Raw genomic sequence first — 20,230 nt, 5'->3', positions numbered from 1 at the left:
TTACACAAATGATTGCATTGGAGAGTTTATCAACATGCGAAGTCAACAAACTTCCACCACCTGGCCCCGTTTAATCTCCGCTGTTAAACAAGATCCACTGATTGAGCAGCGAGTTGAGGATATCCTGGCGCAGATGAGCCTTGAAGAAAAAGTGGGACAAATGATTCAGCCGGAGATTCGTTATGTCACCCCGCAAGACATCAAGGACTTCCATATCGGCTCCGTGTTAAACGGCGGTGGCTCAGTTCCCAATGGTAATCGTTTCGCAAAGGCGGCAGATTGGATCGCCATGGCCGATAGTTTTTATCATGCCTCTATGGATGACAGTGATGGCAAGGTGGCAGTGCCCGTAATATGGGGTACAGATGCTGTGCATGGTGTAGGTAACCTTGTCGGCGCCACCTTGTTTCCCCACAACATCGCATTGGGTGCTGCCAACAATCCCGAACTGATAAAGAAGATTGGTGAAATCACCGCGCGCGAAATTGCGGTTACCGGTCTGGATTGGGACTTTTCTCCGACTGTTGCGGTTGTGCGAGATGATCGCTGGGGACGCACCTACGAATCCTACTCAGAAGACCCTGCCGTTGTACGCACCTACGCCGGCAAGATGGTGGAAGGCTTACAGGGCGATGCATCCACCACCGCGTTTCTCGATGAATACCATGTCATTGCCACGGCAAAACATTTCCTGGGTGATGGCGGTACGGTTAATGGTATTGATCGCGGAGACAACAAAGATGATGAAGCGGTACTGCGCGATATTCACGCCGCCGGCTATATGAGTGCGATAGAGGCGGGTGTGCAAACTGTGATGGCCTCATTCAATAGTTGGCACGGCGAGCGGATGCATGGGCATCGCTATCTGTTGACGGAAGTGTTAAAAAACCAAATGGGTTTTGATGGCTTTGTTGTGGGTGACTGGAACGGCCATGGTTTTATCAAGGGTGCTTCTGTGCTTGATTGTCCGCATGCAATTAACGCGGGCCTGGATATGTTTATGGTGCCCGACCCGGAATGGAAAACCTTATTCAATAACACGCTGGATCAGATCAAAACCGGCGTGATTCCCCTCAGTCGTGCTGATGATGCTGTGCGGCGGATCTTGCGTGTCAAATTACGGGCTGGCTTGTTTGAACGAGGCGCTCCCTCAACGCGACCGCTGGCAGGCAAAGACGAACTGCTCGGCGCGCCAGAGCATCGCGCTGTTGCTCGTCAGGCGGTACGCGAATCGCTCGTGTTGTTGAAAAATAAAAACAACCTGCTGCCGCTCTCGCCGTCACTGAAGATCCTGGTAGCGGGCGACGGTGCTGATAATATCTCCAAGCAAACGGGTGGGTGGTCGGTTACATGGCAAGGTACGGGCAACACCATGGCTGACTTCCCGGGTGCCACAACGTTGCTTATGGGGATGAACGAGGCGGTGGAGCGTGGCGGCGGCAAGATCCTGTACAGCCCGGACGGTTCCTATACCGAAAAACCGGATGTGGCGATTGTTGTCTTCGGGGAAGATCCCTACGCTGAAATGCAGGGTGATGTGCAGAACCTGTTGTACAAGCCGGCGAATAATCATGATCGTGAGTTGCTGAAAAAATTGAAGGCAGCGGGTATTCCCGTCGTTTCGCTGTTTATTACCGGGCGGCCATTGTGGGTGAACCAGGAGTTAAATCACTCCGATGCATTTATGGTGATCTGGCAACCCGGTACCGAGGGTGGCGGTGTGGCTGACGTGATCTTTACAACAGCGGAGGGGAAAATTCAGCACGATGTAAAAGGTCGTCTGACATTTTCCTGGCCCAAGCGCCCCGATCAGGGTCCATTAAATCTGGGGGATGAACATTACGATCCGCTGTTTCCCTATGGCTACGGTTTGCGTTATGGCGAACCGGACAACCTGGGTGATGACTTGCCGGAAGATGGCATGGCAGTCCAGGAAACAACACATATTCTGGAGATATTCAATCGACGTCCGATGACGCCCTGGCATATTGAGTTAGAGGGTGGAAAAAATGATCGCGCGGTAATGAATGGCAATATTGCGCAAGTTTCTACCTTGACTGCAACCGTTGTTGATCGTGATGTACAAGAGGATGCTCGTCGCGTTGTATGGAATGGCTCCGGTACAGGATTGATTGCGCTCTCCACGGAAAACCGCCAGGTGCTGATTGATTACCTCAACGAGCAGGGTGTTTTGGAGTTTGATATCAAGGTTGATAAAGCACCGACGGCTGATGTCATTCTGCGAATCGGTTGTGGCTCTTCATGCAATTCGGATTTGCCTATTACTGACAAGATTAATGCCATTGCCCATACCGGCTGGCGTCGGTTGACGGTCGACCTTGCTTGTTTCCCCGATGTAGGTTCAAATTTCGGTTTGGTGTTACCACCCGAGGAGTTTTTCCATCTCGTGCTTGAGCCTTTTACCTTGGTGACTGATGGGGAAATGGATATCAGTTTTGCCAACATTCGTTTGGTTAAACATGCCGCTACAGGTAGATCGATTCGTTTTGAATAGCCTCCTAATCCCTAAACGTCGTTGTACGGCTTTTAGGGATTTCCTGACACAGCCTGCACCACGCTAATGCATCTGTACTCCGCAAATAATCTGATTCAGAAAATAGTAGAAAATCCTGCTGACTCAATAGAGTGCTACGTCTCTGGCTGTGGTGCATGAATATGTGCGTTGTTGGTGCTTTTGGTGAGCTACTGCTGGTAATTAATGCAGCATAAATTGTTGGCGACTCCCAATGCTTGGGCATGGATGATTTTGACTAAAGTATAAATTCATTAAACACCAAGCTAATATCTCTTTGATTTCTCTCAACTAAAAATGAAAAAGTAAAACCCAATATTCTTTTGGCATAAGCCTTGCTGAATTGTGTTCAGTCATCTTGGCGTGCAGCGGTGAGTTTTTATAATGATTTTTAATTTCACCGTTGTTTTAAAGTGGTGCGATGTTCAGATTTATCTGCAACATCATGCAGCATTTCGCGGGAGAGTTGACCACACACAATTAAACTGGAGAAGGCTCTATGAAAAAATACGTGGCTTACTGCCTTGGTACATTTGTTGGCTCGTTAACTTTGACTCCTTATGCGCTTGCTAATGCCAGCCTGACGGAAGCCTTTCAAAAAGGAACGACAAAAATAAACTTTCGCTTGCGTTATGAAGATGTGAGCTGGGATGGTTTGGAAGATTCAGATGCATTTACTCTGCGCTCACGTCTTTCTTATCAATCCGGCGCTTACCAGGGGTTTGCTTTTGCGGCAGAGTTTGATGATGTGCGTGAGTTGGATGATGTTGATTATCGCACGGCAGCCAATGATCCTTTGAATCCCGGCACAGCGATTATTGCCGACCCCGAGGGAACAGAGGTTAATCAGGCCTTTGTGTCTTACGACAATTTCAGCACGCAATTCAAATACGGTCGACAACGTATCACATTGGATAACCAACGGTTTATCGGCGCGGTGGGCTGGCGGCAGAACGAGCAAACCTATGATGCGTTTTCGATAACCAATAAGGGTTTGCCGGATACGCAGTTATTTTACGCTTATGTCACCAACGTCAATCGAGTATTTGGTGAGGACAACCTTATAGGCGATCATGATCAGGAAACTCATTTGCTAAATGCAAATTACGCTGGTTTCGGTGCAGGCAAATTATCACTCTATGCATATCTTATCGATAATCTGAGTGCGCCGGCTTTGGCCAGTGATACCTACGGTGCACGTTGGATGGGGCGGATCAATAACACTTTTGGTTACAACCTTGAATATGCTACGCAATCGGAAGGTGGCGATAATCCGGTGACCTACTCGGCTGATTACATGCTGGCTGAAGGTGTGGTGACACTAGGCAAGGTCACCGCTACACTGGGATACGAATTGCTTGGTTCTGATGACGGTGTCGTGGGTTTCGCTACACCCTTGGCCACGCTGCATGCTTTTCAGGGCTGGACGGATCGCTTCCTTGATACACCCGCTAATGGTATTGAAGATATTTATGCCACATTGGCGACCAACCTTGCAGGTGTGCAGTTGGTTGTTACCTATCATGAACTGGCGTCGGACGTGAACAGTGTTGATTACGGTAGTGAGTGGGATTTCAGCGCAAGTAAAAAGTGGGGTCCGGTTATGTATACCGCAAAGTTTGCTGATTACGCGGCAGATGATTTCGGTTCTGATACGACCAAATTTTGGTTAATGGCAGATATTAATTTTTAAGTAAACGTTTGAGCCACTGTTTCTACCGAAAAATAAAAAGGGCTGCAGTCGCAGCCCTTTTTATTAACAAGCGTCTTGTTGACAAATGCCCAGTTTAGTTTGCTTGGCCCATTTTATTTGCTTGGATAGTCCCGTTGTACACTGCCGGTATACAGCTGACGCGGGCGACCGATTTTATACGCGGAACTGACCATCTCATCCCAGTGGGCATACCAGCCTACTGCGCGGCCAGTGGCAAAAATAACGGTGAACATTTCTGTGGGAATGCCAATAGCTTTCATGATAATGCCGGAATAGAAATCCACATTCGGATACAGTTTTTTCTGAATGAAGTATTCGTCTTCCAGTGCAATCTTTTCCAGTCGTTTGGCTATTGCCAGCAGTGGATCATTCTCCAGGCCCAGTTCAGCCAGAACTTCATCGCAGGTTTGTTTCATCACTTTGGCACGTGGGTCAAAGTTCTTGTAAACGCGATGACCGAAGCCCATCAAACGGAACGGATCATTCTTATCTTTTGCTTTGGCAACGAATTTGTCGATGTTGTCCACGCTGCCGATTTCTTCCAGCATTTTTAACACGGCTTCGTTAGCACCACCGTGAGCCGGCCCCCACAAGGTGGCAATGCCCGCTGCGATAGCCGCAAAAGGGTTGGTGCCGGAAGAGCCGGAGAGGCGCACCGTCGATGTGGATGCATTCTGCTCGTGGTCGGCATGAAGGATAAAGATACGATCCATGGCTTTGGCCAGTACCTGGCTCACTTTGGGCGCCTGGCCTGCTTTGCCGAAGGTCATATTCAAATAATTTTCTGCATAACCCAGCGTGCTGTCCGGTGCGATAAATTCTTCGCCCTGGCTGTGTTTGTAAACCATCGCGGCCAGAGTCGGCATTTGGCCGATCAAACGGTGCGCGGTGATTTTGCGATCTTCTTCTTTAGTGATATCAAGCCCTTCATTATAAACAGCGGCAAGTGCTGCTACTGCGCTGCACAGAATTGCCATGGGGTGTGCATCGCGTTTAAAGGTTTTGATGAGAGCAGCTACAGAGGGGTCGACAGCGGAGTGGTTTTTGACGGCGTTGGTGAATTCTTGCTTTTGCGTATCGTTTGGAAGTTCGCCATTTAATAGCAGATAACAGGTTTCGAGGTAATCAGAGTGATCGGCTAATTGATCAATAGGGTAACCACGATGGAGCAGAATACCTTTGTCGCCGTCAATGAAAGTAATCTTGGATTCGCATGAAGCGGTGGACATAAATCCCGGATCGAAGGTAAAAAAGCCGTTCTTGGTAATGCTGGTAACGTCGATAACGTCAGGACCGGTAGAGCTGTTATAGATGGGCAACTCAATTGCCGCATCCAAGCCGTCAACCGTTAAGTGTGCTTTCTTGTCAGTCATTACTGACTCCTGTAGTTACTAATAAAGGCTTACGTACATGGCAGGAGGCCAAGACAGGTTGATAAACGGGGCACAACTATAAGGATAGATTTAGCTTTGTCAAATTGTGGGGAGTCCGTTTGCGGTCGGCATTATAGATGACTTAACCCGCAGGATGATAGCTTTTGCCTTTATTTACCGCCTTTACCTGTAATGTCCCATTCCGGGCTTTTAGTGTGGCAGCGCTGTCAATTTTTATAGCCTGCATTAATCACGCTAATAAATAAAACCTTCCTTATCTCTGTTCTGCACTTTTATAGCGCGCGATTATTTATCGATGTTCGCTTTTGATGCGTAATTGGTAATAAAGCCTCCGAAAAACGATAAATTTCTGTGGATTTGATTGCCATTTTGGGTCGGCTTTTTGTTTGTGTTTCTGAAGTTCCCTCTCTATAATACGGCGCGACTTGCAGGATGCGGCTGGTGACAACCTTTAACTCTCCTGTTTTTATTGAAATCTGCTATCAGTAACTCGTGGTACAGGGTCGATTTGGACGATAGGTTGAGGTAAAGCGTTGAACCCGACGCTCATTCTTAAAACCTGCCCGCGATGGGCAAAAAGGTGACTATCAACCGTGAACAAAAAAAGACCTGTCAATCTCGATATATCCACTATCAAACTTCCCATCACCGCTTACGTTTCTATCCTTCATCGTATATCAGGCATTTTCCTTTTTGCTGGCATGGCCGTATTACTTTGGCTATTGGACGCGAGTCTGGCCTCAGAGGAAAGCTTTGCCGCGATGAAAGAGTCCCTGAATAATCCGGTTTACAAGTTCGTACTCTGGGGTGTGCTTGCTGTTCTTGCCTACCACACTGTTGCCGGTGTGCGTCACCTGACAATGGATGGCGGCGTAGGCGAGACCTTAAAGGGTGGTCGACTGGGCGCCAAGCTTGTGGTGCTGTTGGCCATAGTATTGATCGTATTAGCCGGAGTGTGGATATGGTAACCGCAGTAACCAGTTTTGGTCGTAGTGGTTTGTATGATTGGTTAATCCAGCGCGTTGGCGCTGTGGTATTGACAGCCTATACAATCTTTCTTGTCGTTTATATTGCCCTGAATCCTGACCTGGATTTTGCCCAGTGGAGCGCGCTCTTTAATCAGTTGTGGATGCGCATCTTCAGCCTGCTCGCGCTTATCTCATTTATTACACATGCCTGGATCGGTCTCTGGTCGGTTCTGACCGACTATCTCACCAATCGTTTGTTGGGAGCCAAGGCCACCGTATTGCGCGTTGTTGCGCAGATGGTATTGGGTGTTGCTGCTGTGACCTACCTGGTCTGGGGCGTTGAAATTTTGTGGGGATTCTAGGCAGATGGCTAATATACGAACAATTTCATTCGACGGTATTGTCATTGGTGGCGGTGGCGCGGGTATGCGTGCGGCACTGCAATTGGCGCAATCCGGTTATAAAACAGCAGTAATCACCAAAGTCTTTCCAACACGTTCACACACCGTATCAGCCCAGGGCGGTATCACCTGCGCTATCGCGAGTGCTGACCCGAACGATGATTGGCGCTGGCACATGTACGACACCGTTAAGGGGTCTGACTACATCGGTGACCAGGATGCTATCGAGTATATGTGTTCCGTTGGTCCGGAAGCAGTCTTTGAATTGGAGCACATGGGCTTGCCTTTCTCCCGCACCGAAAACGGCCGTATTTATCAACGTCCGTTCGGCGGGCAATCAAAGGATTTTGGCAAGGGCGGCCAGGCGGCTCGCACTTGCGCGGCGGCAGATCGTACCGGCCACGCGCTGCTCCACACCCTTTATCAGGGTAACCTCAAAAACAAAACTGTCTTCCTGAATGAATGGTTTGCCGTTGATTTGGTGAAAAATCAGGATGGCGCCGTTGTGGGCGTTATCGCGATCAATATCGAAGACGGAGAAACGGTTTACGTCAAAGCCAAAGCGACTGTATTGGCTACTGGCGGTGCCGGTCGTATATATGCGTCAACGACTAATGCTCACATCAATACCGGTGACGGTATCGGTATGGTGTTGCGTGCTGGCTTCCCGGTACAGGACATTGAGATGTGGCAGTTCCACCCGACCGGAATTGCCGGGGCAGGGGTTCTGGTGACAGAAGGTTGTCGTGGTGAAGGCGGTTACCTGATTAATAAAGACGGTGAGCGTTTCATGGAACGCTATGCGCCAAACGCTAAAGACCTCGCCGGTCGCGACGTGGTGGCCCGGTCCATGGTGCAGGAGATCCTGGAAGGGCGTGGTTGTGGCCCGAATGGTGATCACGTGCTGTTGAAGCTGGATCATCTGGGCGAAGAAGTCCTTGAAAGCAAATTGCCGGGTATTTGCGAGTTGTCACGTACCTTTGCTCATGTTGATCCGGTTTATGCTCCCATTCCGGTTGTGCCGACGTGCCACTACATGATGGGCGGTGTACCCACCAACGTGAACGGCCAGGCGTTGACGGTTGATGCGAATGGTAAAGACGTTGTCATTGATGGCCTCTACGCTTGTGGCGAAGTGGCTTGTGTATCCGTTCATGGTGCTAACCGTCTCGGTGGTAACTCCCTGTTGGACCTCGTGGTATTCGGCCGTGCGGCTGGGCTCTACATCGAGAAAGCGCTGCGTGAAGGTATTGAGCAGCGTGACGCCACCCAGGCCGATATTGAGAAATCCATGGCTCGCCTGAACAAAATTAACACCTCAACCAGCGGTGAAAGTGCTGCGGTGTTGCGTAAGGAGCTGCAAACCATCATGCAGAATTACTTCGGTGTATTCCGCAAAGGCGAGTACATGCAGAAGGGTATTCAGCAGTTGGCAGAGCTGCGCCCGCGCGTTGAGAGTGTCTGTATCACAGATAAGAGCAGCGCGTTTAATACGGCTCGTATCGAAGCGCTTGAATTACAAAATCTGTTGGAAGTGGCTGAAGCTACCGCTATCGCAGCGGAAGAGCGCAAGGAATCTCGCGGTGCTCATGCCCGTGAAGACTTCCAGGATCGTGATGACCAGAATTGGTTGTGCCACTCCATTTATTTCCCGGCTGACAAACGTGTCGCCAAGCGTGCGGTAAATTTTGCGCCGCGCACTATGGAAGCGTTTGAACCTAAAGTTCGTACTTATTAATCGGGGAGACAGATAAATGTTGAAAGTTGAAGTCTACCGCTACAATCCGGACACCGACAAAGAGCCGTACATGAAAACCTACGAGATCGATACCCAGGGTAAAGATCTAATGGTGCTGGATGTGCTGGAAATGTTAAAAGCCCAGGATGAGAGCCTGGCTTATCGTCGCTCATGCCGCGAAGGGGTTTGCGGTTCTGATGGCATGAACATCAATGGCAAGAATGGTTTGGCGTGTATCAAGCCCTTGTCTGAATGCGTCAAGAACAACAAATTGGTGCTACGCCCACTGCCCGGTTTGCCAGTGATCCGTGACCTGGTAGTCGATATGACCCAGTTCTACGACCAATACAAAAAAATTGAGCCTTATTTGCAGAACGACACGCCAGCACCGGCGATCGAGCGGTTACAATCACCGGAAGATCGTGAGAAGCTGGATGGCCTGTATGAGTGTATACTTTGCGCCTGTTGTTCAACCAGTTGCCCATCTTTTTGGTGGAATCCGGACAAGTTCATTGGACCTGCCGGGCTGTTGCAGGCTTACCGCTTTTTGGCGGACAGCCGCGACCTGGCCACTGAGAAACGCTTGTCCAACCTGGACGACCCTTTCAGCGTATTCCGCTGTCACGGAATCCAGAACTGTGTGGCGGTTTGCCCCAAAGGGTTAAACCCGACACGGGCCATTGGCCATATCCGCAACATGCTGTTACAGAGCGCTACCTAAGGTGGCGCTTTTGTGTATTTGCAGGCGGTAAATCTTTGATGCCTTGGGCTTGATACCCCAAACATCAGTACAAGGCATTAACTCTGTTCGCTGTAATTATGAACACAGCGGCTTAAAAGCGGCGCCTTCGACCACAAGTTGAGGGCGTTATTGTAGCTAACAGCTAGTGATAGCAGGGGTAGTGGGCATAGCCCAGGCCAGTGTCCTTCGCAGGTTATGCTGGCGGTCCCCATGATTAAGGTGGGTGGAATGCAAGACAGCATCATGGAGCAATTTTGGAGCACGTCGCACATCTCTGGTGGGAACGCTGCTTACGTCGAAGAGCTCTACGACAAGTATTTACACGACGCGAATGCCGTTCCTGAAGAGTGGCGCAATTATTTTGAACAGCTGCCACGCGTCAACGGCGTTGTAACCCAGGATACCCCGCACTCAGTGATTCGCGCTCAATTCGAGCAACTGGGTAAAAGCCGGGTGCGCACTGTAACCGCTCCTGCGGCAGCGGGCTCAGTCAGTATTGAGCACGAGCGCAAGCAGGTAAAGGTTCTGCAACTCATCAGCTCCTACCGTTTTCGCGGGCATCAAAAAGCCCAGCTCGACCCGCTGGGTTTGATGGAACGTGCTCAGGTGCCAGATCTCGATCTTGGCTTTCATGGCCTCACCAATGCCGACCTCGATACCGTATTCCAGACCGGCAATTTGTTTATTGGTAAAGAGGAAGCTCCGCTGCGCGATATTATCGCCGCACTGGAGAAAACCTACTGCGGCCACGTCGGCCCGGAAATCATGCATATCACCAATCTGGCGGAAAAGCAGTGGCTTCAACAACGCCTGGAGAGTGTGCGTTCCAACCCGGAATTCAGCAAAGAGCAACGTTTGGCAGTGCTGGAACGGTTGACGGCAGCCGAAGGCCTGGAGCGTCACCTGGATAGCAAATACCCCGGTACCAAGCGTTTTGGTCTTGAAGGTGGTGAAAGCTTTATCCCGCTTGTTGATGCCTTGGTCAAGCGAGCCGGCACCTATGGCGCAAAAGAAATTGTGTTAGGTATGGCGCACCGCGGTCGTCTTAATACCTTGGTTAACGTCTTTGGTAAAAACCCTGCCGATTTGTTTGCTGAATTCGATGGCCGCCGTCTGGTAGATACGTCTGGCGATGTGAAATACCACCAGGGTTTCTCCTCAAACGTGATGACTCCCGGTGGTGAACTGCACATGGCGATGGCATTTAACCCGTCGCATCTGGAAATTGTGTCGCCGGTAGTAGAAGGCTCCGTGCGTGCGCGCCAGGATCGCCGTAAAGACAAAGTAGGCGGTAAAGTAGTGCCCATCGTGGTTCATGGTGATGCGGCATTTGCCGGTCAGGGCGTGGTGATGGAAACCTTCCAGATGTCACAAACCCGCGCTTATGGCACGGGTGGAACGTTGCATCTCGTGATCAACAACCAGGTCGGTTTTACCACCAGCAAGCGTGAAGATGCCCGCTCGACCGAGTACTGTACCGATGTGGCCAAGATGATTGAGTGCCCCATCTTCCACGTTAACGGTGACGACCCTGATGCGGTTTTGTTCGTAGCCCAATTGGCCATGGATTACCGTTACGAATTCAAAAAAGACGTGGTGATTGATCTGGTTTGTTACCGCCGTCGTGGCCACAACGAGACTGATGAGCCCTCCGCTACCCAGCCGTTGATGTACAAGGTGATTCGCAGCCATAAAACCACTCGCACATTGTATGCCGACAAATTGATTGCAGCCGGTTTGCTGGATCAGGCCACCGCCGACGAGATGACCAACAACTATCGCGCCGCGCTGGATCGTGGTGAGCATGTTGCCAGTGGTCTGGTGAGCGAACCGGATCGCTCCTTGTTTGTCGATTGGTCAGCTTATATCGGCCATGATTGGACTGCGCCCAGCGATACGGGTGTTGAGCTGAAAGCCTTGCAGGCGATTGCCAATAAAATGTGTGAAGTGCCTGATGGCGTTGTCATGCAGAAGCAAGTTGAAAAAATCTACGAAGACCGCCGCAAGATGGCTGGCGGTGCCTTGCCGCTCAACTGGGGGATGGCTGAAACCCTGGCTTACGCCACGTTGTTGGAGCAAGGTTATTTTGTCCGTATGACCGGTCAGGACGTGGGCCGCGGTACCTTCTCACACCGCCATGCGGTGCTGCATAGCCAGAAAGACGGTTCCAGTTATGTACCTTTAAGTCACATGAAAGACGGGCAACCGGATTTCGAACTCTACGACTCCTATTTGTCAGAAGAAGCTGTGTTGGCCTTTGAATATGGTTATGCCACGACAGCACCGGGCGGATTGGTGATCTGGGAGGCCCAATTTGGCGATTTCGCTAACGGTGCGCAAGTGGTGATCGACCAGTTCATCACCAGTGGCGAACATAAATGGGGCCGCTTGTGTGGTTTGACCATGCTGTTGCCGCACGGTTATGAAGGGCAGGGGCCGGAGCACTCGTCTGCGCGTCTTGAACGTTTCATGCAGTTGTGTGCTGAGCATAATATCCAGGTATGTGTACCGACGACGCCGGCTCAAGTGTTCCATATGCTGCGTCGCCAGGCGATTCGTCCGATGCGTCGTCCTTTGGTGGTGATGAGTCCGAAATCGCTGCTGCGTCACAAACTGGCAACATCCACCCTGGAAGAGTTGGCCAATGGACAATTCCAGAACGTGATTGCCGATAACAGTGTTGATCCGGCCAAAGTGAAGCGCGTTATCCTGTGCAGTGGCAAGGTGTATTACAACCTGCTGGAAGAACGTATTGCCCGTAACCAGGATAATGTTGCGTTAATTCGTCTGGAACAACTTTATCCTTTCCCTGAACAAGAGCTGCGTGCCGCGCTCGCGCCTTACACCAGTTTGCAGGATATCCGTTGGTGTCAGGAAGAGCCGATGAACCAGGGCGCATGGTACAGCAGCCAGCATCACATGCGTCGTGTGGTGCACGATCACAATCCGGATCTGTATCTGGATTATGTGGGTCGCGATGCGTCGGCAGCACCGGCGGGCGGCTATATGTCTGCTCACCTTGAAGAACAAACACGTTTCATCAACGAAGCGCTGAATGTTTAACATTCAGTATGAGATGTTTACCGAATCACAGCGAGAGATAAAGGAAGAGCAATGAGTATTGAAATTAAAGCCCCGACTTTCCCTGAATCCGTGCAGGATGGGACTATTGCGACCTGGCACAAGAAGCCGGGTGAAGCCGTATCACGCGATGAGCTGATCGTTGATATCGAAACCGATAAAGTCGTGCTCGAAGTTGTCGCGCCGGCAGATGGCAGTCTCAGTGAAATTTTAAAAGGCGAAGGCGACACCGTTCTGAGCAATGAAGTCATTGCCACCTTCGTGGAAGGCGCTGCCGCAGCTCCCGCTGCAAGTAAAGAAGCCAAACCCGAAACAGCGGCTGCGGAAGCCAAGCCAGCTGCCGCTGGTGACAAGTTGGTCAACCCGGCTGCTCGCAAGATGGCAAGCGAAAATAACATTAATGCGGCGGACGTATCCGGCACTGGCAAAGATGGTCGTGTAACCAAAGAAGATGTGGCTAATCATTTGAAATCTGCCCCGGCAAGTGCACCGGCTGCGAAAGCGCCTTCCGCTACCGCACCGGTTCCGGCAATGGAAGCGGTGGGCGATCGCGTTGAAAAACGTGTGCCGATGACACGTTTGCGCAAGCGTATCGCTGAGCGTTTGCTTGAAGCCTCCAATACAACCGCCATGCTGACCACATTCAATGAAGTGAATATGGGTCCGATCATGGAGTTGCGTGCTAAGTACAAAGACCAATTTGAAAAAGCCCATAACGGTACTCGCCTGGGCTTTATGAGCTTCTTTGTGAAAGCGGCTGCTGAAGCGCTGCGTCGTTTCCCGGCGGTCAATGCGTCCATTGATAATAATGACATCGTGTATCACGGTTATCAGGATATCGGTGTGGCCGTTTCTACCGACAAAGGTCTGGTGGTTCCGGTGTTGCGCAACGCTGAGAACATGAGTCTGGCAACGATTGAAAATACCATCCGTGATTTCGGTCTGCGTGCCCGCGACGGCAAGCTGGGCATTGAAGAAATGTCTGGCGGCACTTTCACCATTACTAATGGCGGTGTGTTTGGTTCGCTTTTGTCTACTCCCATCCTGAACTTGCCGCAGTCTGCCATTCTGGGCATGCACAAGATTCAGGAGCGTCCAATGGCCGTTAACGGCGAGGTAAAAATTCTGCCGATGATGTACCTGGCGCTGTCCTACGATCACCGTCTGCTGGACGGTAAAGAAGCGGTGCAATTCCTGGTGGCGATCAAGGATCTGCTCGAAGATCCGGCACGCATCCTTCTGGAAATCTAGGTTACCTGTTTCAGCTAACCGCTGCCCCGTCTTACTTGGGCTGCCCGATGAGTCGGGCAGCCACATCGACCAAATTTGGGAATGAAAACTATGTCTGAAAAATATGATGTGATCGTAATTGGTTCCGGTCCTGCCGGTTATGTCGCGGCGATTCGTGCTGCACAATTGGGATTAAAAACCGCGTGTATTGAAAAATGGCGCAACGAAGAAGGTAAGGGTGTAAACGGCGGCACCTGTTTGAACGTTGGTTGTATTCCTTCCAAAGCCTTGCTGGACAGTTCATACAAATATCACGAAGCCAAAGACGATTTCAAAATTCATGGTATTACCACCAAAGGCATTGAAATCGATGTGCCGTCCATGATTGCGCGTAAGGCCCAGATTGTTAAGCAATTGACCGGCGGTATTGCTGCGCTGTTCAAGGCGAACGGCGTAACCGGTTTGTATGGTACCGGTAAATTGCTCGCCGGGCGTAAAGTTGAGTTTACTGACAATGAAGGCAAGACTTCCGTCCTCGAAGCCGACAATGTAATCCTGGCATCTGGTTCCAGTCCGATCAATATTCCCGTAGCGCCTGTTGATAACAAGGTTATCGTCAACTCCACCGGTGCATTGGAATTTGATTCCGTGCCCAAGCGTTTGGGTGTGATCGGTGCCGGTGTTATCGGTCTTGAGCTGGGCAGCGTGTGGAACCGCTTGGGTTCGCAGGTTGTAGTGCTTGAAGCGCTCGACAGCTTCCTGGCCATGATGGACCAACAAATTGCCAAAGAAGCGCAAAAAATTCTGACCAAACAAGGCCTGGATATTCGCACCAGCTGCCGCGTGACCGGTTCTGAGGTTAAAGGTAATGAAGTCGTGGTTACCTTCACCGACAAAGACGGTAAAGAACAAAAAGAAACCTTTGATAAATTGATTGTATGTGTGGGCCGTCGTCCATACACCGAAGGTTTGTTGGCGGCTGATAGCGGCGTGAATCTTGATGAGCGCGGCTTCATTTACGTTAACGATTTGTGCTCTACCAATGCACCCGGTGTGTGGGCAGTCGGCGACGTTGTGCGCGGTCCGATGCTGGCGCACAAGGGTTCAGAAGAAGGTGTGATGGTTGCTGAGCGCATCGCCGGACAAAAAACGGTGATGAATTACGACATCATCCCGAATGTTATCTATACCCACCCGGAAGTGGCTGCTGTTGGTAAAACCGAAGAGCAGGTTAAAGCGGCGGGCGAGCCATACAATGTTGGTACCTTCCCCTTTGCTGCCAGCGGTCGCGCCATGGCTGCCAACGAAACCCAGGGTCTGGTGAAGATCATCGCCCACGCTGAGACGGATCGAATCCTCGGTTGCCACATTGTTGGCCCAAGTGCTGCCGACCTGGTTCAGCAGGTTGCGATTGCGATGGAGTTCGGTTCCAGTGCAGAAGATATTGGCATGATGGTATTTGGTCATCCAACCTTGTCTGAAGCCATTCACGAAGCAGCTCTGGCTGTGCATGGTCACGCCATTCACATTGCCAACAAGAAGAAGCGCTGATAATTGAGCTGCAACTTATTTGTTGCAGTTCGATGTCGATGAAGATGAAGAAGACCGCAGAGTCTTACGCTTGAGTTAATAAACTCACCCCAGGGGGCGGCGCTGTTCACAAGACTGCGCCGTCATCGATAACTTCCGTTGGCTTGTAATGAATATTCATCAAGCTCAACCATTCGTCAAAATGGAATAACACCATGAATTTGCACGAGTATCAGGGTAAACAACTCTTTGCCCAGTATGGTTTGCCTGTATCCAAAGGTATCGCTGCAGCGACTGTTGCTGAAGCGGTAGAAGCCGCCGACAAGATCGGTGGTGATATGTTTGTTGTTAAGGCGCAGGTTCACGCCGGTGGCCGTGGTAAAGCGGGCGGTGTGAAACTCGTCAAGAGCAAAGATGAAATCAAAGCGTTTGCTGAAAAGTGGTTAGGCAAAAACCTGGTAACTTACCAAACGGATGAGAAAGGCCAACCGGTTAGCCGCATTCTGGTGGAAACCTGTACTGACATCGCCAAAGAATTGTACCTGGGCGCTGTGGTTGATCGTTCCAGCCGTCGTATCGTGTTCATGGCTTCTACCGAAGGTGGTGTAGAAATCGAGAAAGTTGCACACGAAACCCCTGAAAAAATTCTCAAAGCGACTATTGACCCGTTGGTAGGCGCACAACCATTCCAGGGCCGCGAGCTGGCGTTCAAGCTGGGACTGGAAGGAAAACAAATCAATCAGTTCGTCAATATTTTCCTCGGCCTGGCCAAATTGTTTAAAGAAAAAGATCTGGCACTGCTGGAAGTAAACCCGCTGGTCATTACACCGGAAGGCAACTTGCACTGCCTGGATGCCAAATTGGTTATCGATGGCAATGCCCTGTACCGTCATCCCGAGTTGAAAGAAATGCAAGATCCTTCGCAAGAAGACGCGCGCGAAGCACACGCGGCTTCCTGGGAGCTGAACTATGTAGCGCTTGATGGCAACATCGGTTGTATGGTTAACGGCGCCGGTCTGGCGATGGGCACCATGGATATCGTCAAGCTGCACGGCGGCCAGCCTGCAAACTTCCTCGACGTAGGCGGTGGTGCAACCAAAGAGCGCGTGGTCGAAGCATTCAAAATTATTTTGTCTGATGACAATGTTAAAGCTGTATTCATCAATATCTTTGGTGGCATTGTGCGTTGCGACATGATTGCTGAAGGCGTTATCGGCGCTGTGAAAGAAGTCGGCGTAAAAGTACCTGTTGTTGTTCGCCTGCAAGGCAACAACGCCGAACTGGGTGCAAAAGTGCTGACTGACAGCGGCTTGAATATCATTGCTGACACCGACCTGACTGGCGCTGCCCAGAAAGTGGTTGCTGCAGCGGCTAACGCATAAGGGGCCCAGGGGGAAGATCATGAGCGTTTTAATCAACAAAGACACCAAAGTTATTTGTCAGGGCTTTACCGGTTCTCAGGGCACTTTTCACTCTGAACAAGCCATTGCCTACGGCACCAAGATGGTTGGCGGTGTAACGCCCGGTAAAGGTGGCCAAACCCACCTCGGCCTGCCGGTATTCAATACGGTGAAAGAAGCTGTAGAGGCCACTGGCGCTGAAGCGTCGGTCATTTATGTTCCGGCACCGTTCTGTAAGGATTCAATCCTTGAAGCAGCCAATGGTGGCATCAAGTTAATTGTGTGTATTACCGAAGGTATCCCGACGCTGGATATGCTCGATGCGAAAGTAAAATGCGACGAGTTGGGCGTGCGTTTGATTGGGCCGAACTGTCCCGGTGTGATCACTCCGGGTCAATGCAAGATCGGTATTATGCCGGGCCACATTCACAAGCCAGGTAAAGTCGGTATTGTTTCCCGCTCCGGTACCTTGACTTATGAAGCCGTTAAACAAACCACTGACTACGGCTTTGGCCAGTCCACCTGTGTGGGCATTGGTGGTGATCCGATTCCGGGCTCCAACTTTATCGACATCCTGAAGTTGTTCCAGGCGGACCCACAAACTGAAGCTATCGTTATGATCGGTGAAATCGGTGGCTCTGCGGAAGAAGAAGCTGCCGCATTTATCAAAGCGAATGTAACCAAGCCGGTTGTGTCTTATATTGCTGGTGTCACTGCGCCAGCCGGTAAGCGTATGGGTCACGCCGGTGCAATTATCTCCGGTGGTAAAGGTACAGCGGCTGAGAAGTTTGCTGCACTGGAAGATGCTGGTGTGAAGACTGTAAAAAGTCTGGCCGACATCGGCAAAGCTCTGAAAGAAGTTACCGGTTGGTAAGTTATCTGACGGGTTGAAAAAGGCGACTTCGGTCGCCTTTTTTTATGGAGTTAAAAAGGTAGCAATTGACTGCACACGCGGCAAACGCGATAAAAAATGTTAATAGTTGATACGGATCGGGTAGGAGCAGCTATTATCAAAATATAACAATATTGTTTTATCGGTGAGAGTCATCGGTCTATCTATGATAACGACAGAGACTGATATGCCCCCATTTCAAATAATAAGTTCGTTTATTCGCGCTATTGGCTTTATCGGCGCGATCCTGCTGCCTGCGGTGTTTTCTGCTGCGATATTTGCTGAACCCTCATCTGATGAAGTGAAAGACACTATGAAGCGCGCGACACGCTTTATGGTAGAAAAAGTTAGTCATCGCGGGGGATACGTCTGGTCTTATCTGCCGGACTTTTCCCGCCGTTGGGGAGAGCTGGAAGCGCGTGACACCATGATCTGGATACAGCCCCCCGGAACGGCAACCATGGGCCATGTTTTTCTGGACGCTTACCATGCAACCGGTGATGAGTATTATTATGCAGCAGCGGAGCAGGTGGCTGGAGCGATCATCTGGGCCCAACACCCCAGTGGGGGTTGGAATTACCTTGCGGATTTTGGTGGTGAAGCATCATTGCGCGATTGGTACAGTACCATCGGAAAAAATGCATGGCGCCTGGAAGAATTCCATCACTATTATGGTAACGCCACCTTCGATGATGGCGGCACTGCGGAAGCAGCGAAATTTCTGCTGCGACTTTATAACGAAAAACTTGATCCAAAATACCGCCCCGCGCTGGATAAAGCGATCAGTTTTGTTCTCGACAGCCAATATCCTAGCGGAGGTTGGCCGCAGCGTTTCCCACTGCGCCATGACTACCCACGTAAGGATCAACCGGATTACACCTCCTTCATTACATTCAATGATGATGTAGCGCAGGAGAATATCGATTTTTTATTGATGTGTTACCAGGTATTGGGTGAGCAGCGCGTGCGTGAACCTCTTGTCCGCGCGATGAACGCTTTTTTAACTACACAATTAGGCCAGCCTCAGCCCGGCTGGGCATTGCAGTACACAACAGAGTTGCAACCCGCAGGTGCTCGCAGTTACGAACCACGATCACTGTCGCCCGCTACGACCGCTGATAACATTCGCCAGCTGATTAAGTTTTATCGTATGACAGGTGAAACAAAGTTTTTGGCACGTATCCCGGAGGGGCTGGACTGGCTTGATTCCGTGCGTTTGCCGCGCAAAGATGCCATTGGTAACCGCACTCATCCTACCTTTGTTGAGGTGGGGACGGGTAAGGCGCTCTATACCCATCGACGCGGTTCCAATGCCACCAATGGTGAGTATTATGTTGATTACAAGCCGGGTAATGAATTAATTCATTATCGATCAATTCGCCATGTCGATGTGGACTACTTGCGCCAGCTTTTTAAAGAGGCAACAGCCTTGGCTCCGGAAGTGGTTATAAAGGGATCACCCTTGAAAAGTAAAACAGCGGTGGAACTTCCACGTTACTTTACGCTGGGGAATGTCAGTGTCTCAGATTTAAATACTCGCGCTCTGCCGCCCTCACACAGTAAAAATCTTGAGGAAGAGGTGGTGCGTTTGGGAAATGAATTGAATCAGCAAGGCTATTGGCCGGTTAAGCTGCGCTATACGACCAACCCTTACCGCGGCGAGGCCCCTGCCGCAGTAACACCAGGAAATTTCTCAAACACTAATGTCGGTGACCAATGGGATACTTCACCCTATGAAACAGATGATCCTGCGACAGGCATTTCGACCGGTGCATACATTAAGAATATGAGTGTCTTAATCCGATATCTGGTAAAAAGTCAGCAGTAATGGATGGGCGTTAAACGGAAAATCTGTAGATAATGATATGGTTACCGGTACGAATGCGTTAATAATATCTGTTGTATGAATAATTTAAATAACACAGGAAACTCTACTTATGTCAATTTCTACCGATATGCTTGATGAAATGAATGTTCTGATGAAGTTTGATTTATCAACTACCCTGGCGGGTATCAAAGTTCATTCCGATGCGACACCTGCAACCATAGCTGCCTCACAGCGTCTTTTTGCGAAAGGCTTGCTAACCCAGGCCGATGGTGGATACCTGACCAGTCTGGGTTATGAGGCGGCGCAGCATGTGCAGAGTGCGGTGATGATTTTGCGGGAGGTGAAGTTATAGTAATCACCAACTCATAAGCTATCATTGTCCAAAGGAATTGGAGATGACTTTCTCTTGATTTGCGTTATATATTAGGACGTCTTCCAAGTCTTGGAGGAAATCCAGAATAATTACTTTAATCTCATCAAAATTGTTTTCTGTATCCGGACCAAAGAGAATCCTGATTCTTGAGTTACAGGAAGCTTCTTCCCCCATAATAAACTTTAGATCGTCGGTTACATTTTGCCCGCTATCAAAAAATACGCTTACGGAATAGCTTTCATCAATAGTCAATTTAAGAAACTTTTTTTTAGTGAATGGGTTGACGGACACATTACTTTTGACTCCATTGGAGCGAGAAAAAAGGTTGGTTATAGAGTTGAAAGCCCATTCTTCAGTTGGCTTCTGTCCGTTTAAAAAATAGGCGTGTATTGCAAGGCTCATATTT

At 50.1% G+C, this 20,230-nt stretch carries 15 protein-coding genes; 13 read left to right on the top strand and 2 right to left on the bottom strand.

The window, feature by feature from the left end; translation table 11 throughout:
- Nucleotides 1-34: 34 nt before the first annotated feature.
- Entirely contained in the window at nt 35-2,515 is a 2,481-nt protein-coding gene (locus ACSV5M_RS07430) for a glycoside hydrolase family 3 protein (protein WP_439175062.1), read from the top strand.
- A gap of 517 nt (nt 2,516-3,032) precedes the next feature.
- On the top strand, nt 3,033-4,226 hold the full coding sequence (locus ACSV5M_RS07425; RefSeq protein WP_439175060.1) for an alginate export family protein: 1,194 nt from the start codon (nt 3,033-3,035) through the stop codon (nt 4,224-4,226).
- A 113-nt stretch (nt 4,227-4,339) separates the two neighbouring features.
- On the opposite strand, the gene ACSV5M_RS07420 is transcribed toward ACSV5M_RS07425, so the two are convergent.
- Nucleotides 4,340-5,620, bottom strand: coding sequence for a citrate synthase (locus tag ACSV5M_RS07420; RefSeq protein ID WP_439175058.1), 1,281 nt, complete (start codon nt 5,618-5,620; stop codon nt 4,340-4,342).
- 614 nt (nt 5,621-6,234) lie between these two features.
- Between ACSV5M_RS07420 and sdhC the strand changes: the two genes are divergently transcribed.
- The 11 genes from sdhC to ACSV5M_RS07365 all read left to right on the top strand — a co-directional run bounded on the left by sdhC (nt 6,235) and on the right by ACSV5M_RS07365 (nt 19,803).
- A complete protein-coding gene (gene sdhC, locus ACSV5M_RS07415; protein ID WP_439175057.1) occupies nt 6,235-6,609 on the top strand; it encodes a succinate dehydrogenase, cytochrome b556 subunit in 375 nt (124 codons plus the stop codon).
- Complete coding sequence (gene sdhD / locus ACSV5M_RS07410) at nt 6,603-6,971, top strand: succinate dehydrogenase, hydrophobic membrane anchor protein (protein WP_439175056.1); 369 nt, start codon at nt 6,603-6,605, stop codon at nt 6,969-6,971. The genes sdhC and sdhD overlap by 7 nt, the downstream gene beginning before the upstream one ends.
- 4 nt (nt 6,972-6,975) lie before the next feature.
- Nucleotides 6,976-8,748, top strand: coding sequence for a succinate dehydrogenase flavoprotein subunit (sdhA, locus tag ACSV5M_RS07405; RefSeq protein ID WP_439175054.1), 1,773 nt, complete (start codon nt 6,976-6,978; stop codon nt 8,746-8,748).
- A 16-nt stretch (nt 8,749-8,764) separates the two neighbouring features.
- Entirely contained in the window at nt 8,765-9,469 is a 705-nt protein-coding gene (locus ACSV5M_RS07400; protein ID WP_439175053.1) for a succinate dehydrogenase iron-sulfur subunit, read from the top strand.
- Nucleotides 9,470-9,718: 249 nt separating this feature from the next.
- Nucleotides 9,719-12,553, top strand: a complete 2,835-nt coding sequence (locus ACSV5M_RS07395; RefSeq protein WP_439175052.1) for a 2-oxoglutarate dehydrogenase E1 component — start codon at nt 9,719-9,721, stop codon at nt 12,551-12,553.
- 51 nt (nt 12,554-12,604) lie between these two features.
- Nucleotides 12,605-13,822 carry a 2-oxoglutarate dehydrogenase complex dihydrolipoyllysine-residue succinyltransferase gene (gene odhB, locus ACSV5M_RS07390; RefSeq protein ID WP_439175051.1) on the top strand — a complete coding sequence of 406 codons (1,218 nt, stop codon included), beginning with the start codon at nt 12,605-12,607 and terminating at the stop codon, nt 13,820-13,822.
- Nucleotides 13,823-13,912: 90 nt separating this feature from the next.
- Nucleotides 13,913-15,352 carry a dihydrolipoyl dehydrogenase gene (gene lpdA / locus ACSV5M_RS07385; RefSeq protein WP_439175049.1) on the top strand — a complete coding sequence of 480 codons (1,440 nt, stop codon included), beginning with the start codon at nt 13,913-13,915 and terminating at the stop codon, nt 15,350-15,352.
- A 194-nt stretch (nt 15,353-15,546) separates the two neighbouring features.
- The gene (gene sucC, locus ACSV5M_RS07380; RefSeq protein ID WP_439175048.1) at nt 15,547-16,713 is read left to right on the top strand and encodes an ADP-forming succinate--CoA ligase subunit beta; all 1,167 of its coding nucleotides are present in this window, start codon (nt 15,547-15,549) and stop codon (nt 16,711-16,713) included.
- A 19-nt stretch (nt 16,714-16,732) separates the two neighbouring features.
- Nucleotides 16,733-17,605 (top strand): succinate--CoA ligase subunit alpha, encoded by an 873-nt coding sequence (gene sucD, locus ACSV5M_RS07375; RefSeq protein ID WP_439175045.1) that lies wholly within the window; start codon nt 16,733-16,735, stop codon nt 17,603-17,605.
- 205 nt (nt 17,606-17,810) lie between these two features.
- Nucleotides 17,811-19,451, top strand: coding sequence for a pectate lyase (locus ACSV5M_RS07370; protein ID WP_439175044.1), 1,641 nt, complete (start codon nt 17,811-17,813; stop codon nt 19,449-19,451).
- Nucleotides 19,452-19,560: 109 nt separating this feature from the next.
- Nucleotides 19,561-19,803 carry a TIGR02647 family protein gene (locus ACSV5M_RS07365; protein ID WP_439175042.1) on the top strand — a complete coding sequence of 81 codons (243 nt, stop codon included), beginning with the start codon at nt 19,561-19,563 and terminating at the stop codon, nt 19,801-19,803.
- A gap of 21 nt (nt 19,804-19,824) precedes the next feature.
- On the opposite strand, the gene ACSV5M_RS07360 is transcribed toward ACSV5M_RS07365, so the two are convergent.
- The gene (locus tag ACSV5M_RS07360; RefSeq protein ID WP_439175041.1) at nt 19,825-20,226 is read right to left on the bottom strand and encodes a hypothetical protein; all 402 of its coding nucleotides are present in this window, start codon (nt 20,224-20,226) and stop codon (nt 19,825-19,827) included.
- Between the last annotated feature and the right edge of the window lie 4 nt (nt 20,227-20,230).

The sequence above is a fragment of the Cellvibrio sp. ARAG 10.3 genome, assembly GCF_051846955.1.
GTDB lineage: Bacteria > Pseudomonadota > Gammaproteobacteria > Pseudomonadales > Cellvibrionaceae > Cellvibrio.
The sequence above is the reverse complement of the archived record's forward strand: the minus strand, read 5'-3'. Positions and strand labels throughout refer to the sequence as shown.

What these genes read in the sequence shown, in the direction of transcription:
- ACSV5M_RS07370 (WP_439175044.1), top strand. Translation starts at nt 17,811, where the DNA reads ATGCCCCCATTTCAAATAATAAGTTCGTTTATTCGCGCTATTGGCTTT.
- ACSV5M_RS07395 (WP_439175052.1), top strand. Translation starts at nt 9,719, where the DNA reads ATGCAAGACAGCATCATGGAGCAATTTTGGAGCACGTCGCACATCTCT.
- ACSV5M_RS07425 (WP_439175060.1), top strand. Translation starts at nt 3,033, where the DNA reads ATGAAAAAATACGTGGCTTACTGCCTTGGTACATTTGTTGGCTCGTTA.
- sucD (WP_439175045.1), top strand. Translation starts at nt 16,733, where the DNA reads ATGAGCGTTTTAATCAACAAAGACACCAAAGTTATTTGTCAGGGCTTT.
- ACSV5M_RS07420 (WP_439175058.1), bottom strand. Translation starts at nt 5,620, where the DNA reads ATGACTGACAAGAAAGCACACTTAACGGTTGACGGCTTGGATGCGGCA.
- ACSV5M_RS07400 (WP_439175053.1), top strand. Translation starts at nt 8,765, where the DNA reads ATGTTGAAAGTTGAAGTCTACCGCTACAATCCGGACACCGACAAAGAG.
- lpdA (WP_439175049.1), top strand. Translation starts at nt 13,913, where the DNA reads ATGTCTGAAAAATATGATGTGATCGTAATTGGTTCCGGTCCTGCCGGT.
- odhB (WP_439175051.1), top strand. Translation starts at nt 12,605, where the DNA reads ATGAGTATTGAAATTAAAGCCCCGACTTTCCCTGAATCCGTGCAGGAT.
- sucC (WP_439175048.1), top strand. Translation starts at nt 15,547, where the DNA reads ATGAATTTGCACGAGTATCAGGGTAAACAACTCTTTGCCCAGTATGGT.
- sdhD (WP_439175056.1), top strand. Translation starts at nt 6,603, where the DNA reads ATGGTAACCGCAGTAACCAGTTTTGGTCGTAGTGGTTTGTATGATTGG.
- ACSV5M_RS07360 (WP_439175041.1), bottom strand. Translation starts at nt 20,226, where the DNA reads ATGAGCCTTGCAATACACGCCTATTTTTTAAACGGACAGAAGCCAACT.
- ACSV5M_RS07430 (WP_439175062.1), top strand. Translation starts at nt 35, where the DNA reads ATGCGAAGTCAACAAACTTCCACCACCTGGCCCCGTTTAATCTCCGCT.
- sdhA (WP_439175054.1), top strand. Translation starts at nt 6,976, where the DNA reads ATGGCTAATATACGAACAATTTCATTCGACGGTATTGTCATTGGTGGC.
- ACSV5M_RS07365 (WP_439175042.1), top strand. Translation starts at nt 19,561, where the DNA reads ATGTCAATTTCTACCGATATGCTTGATGAAATGAATGTTCTGATGAAG.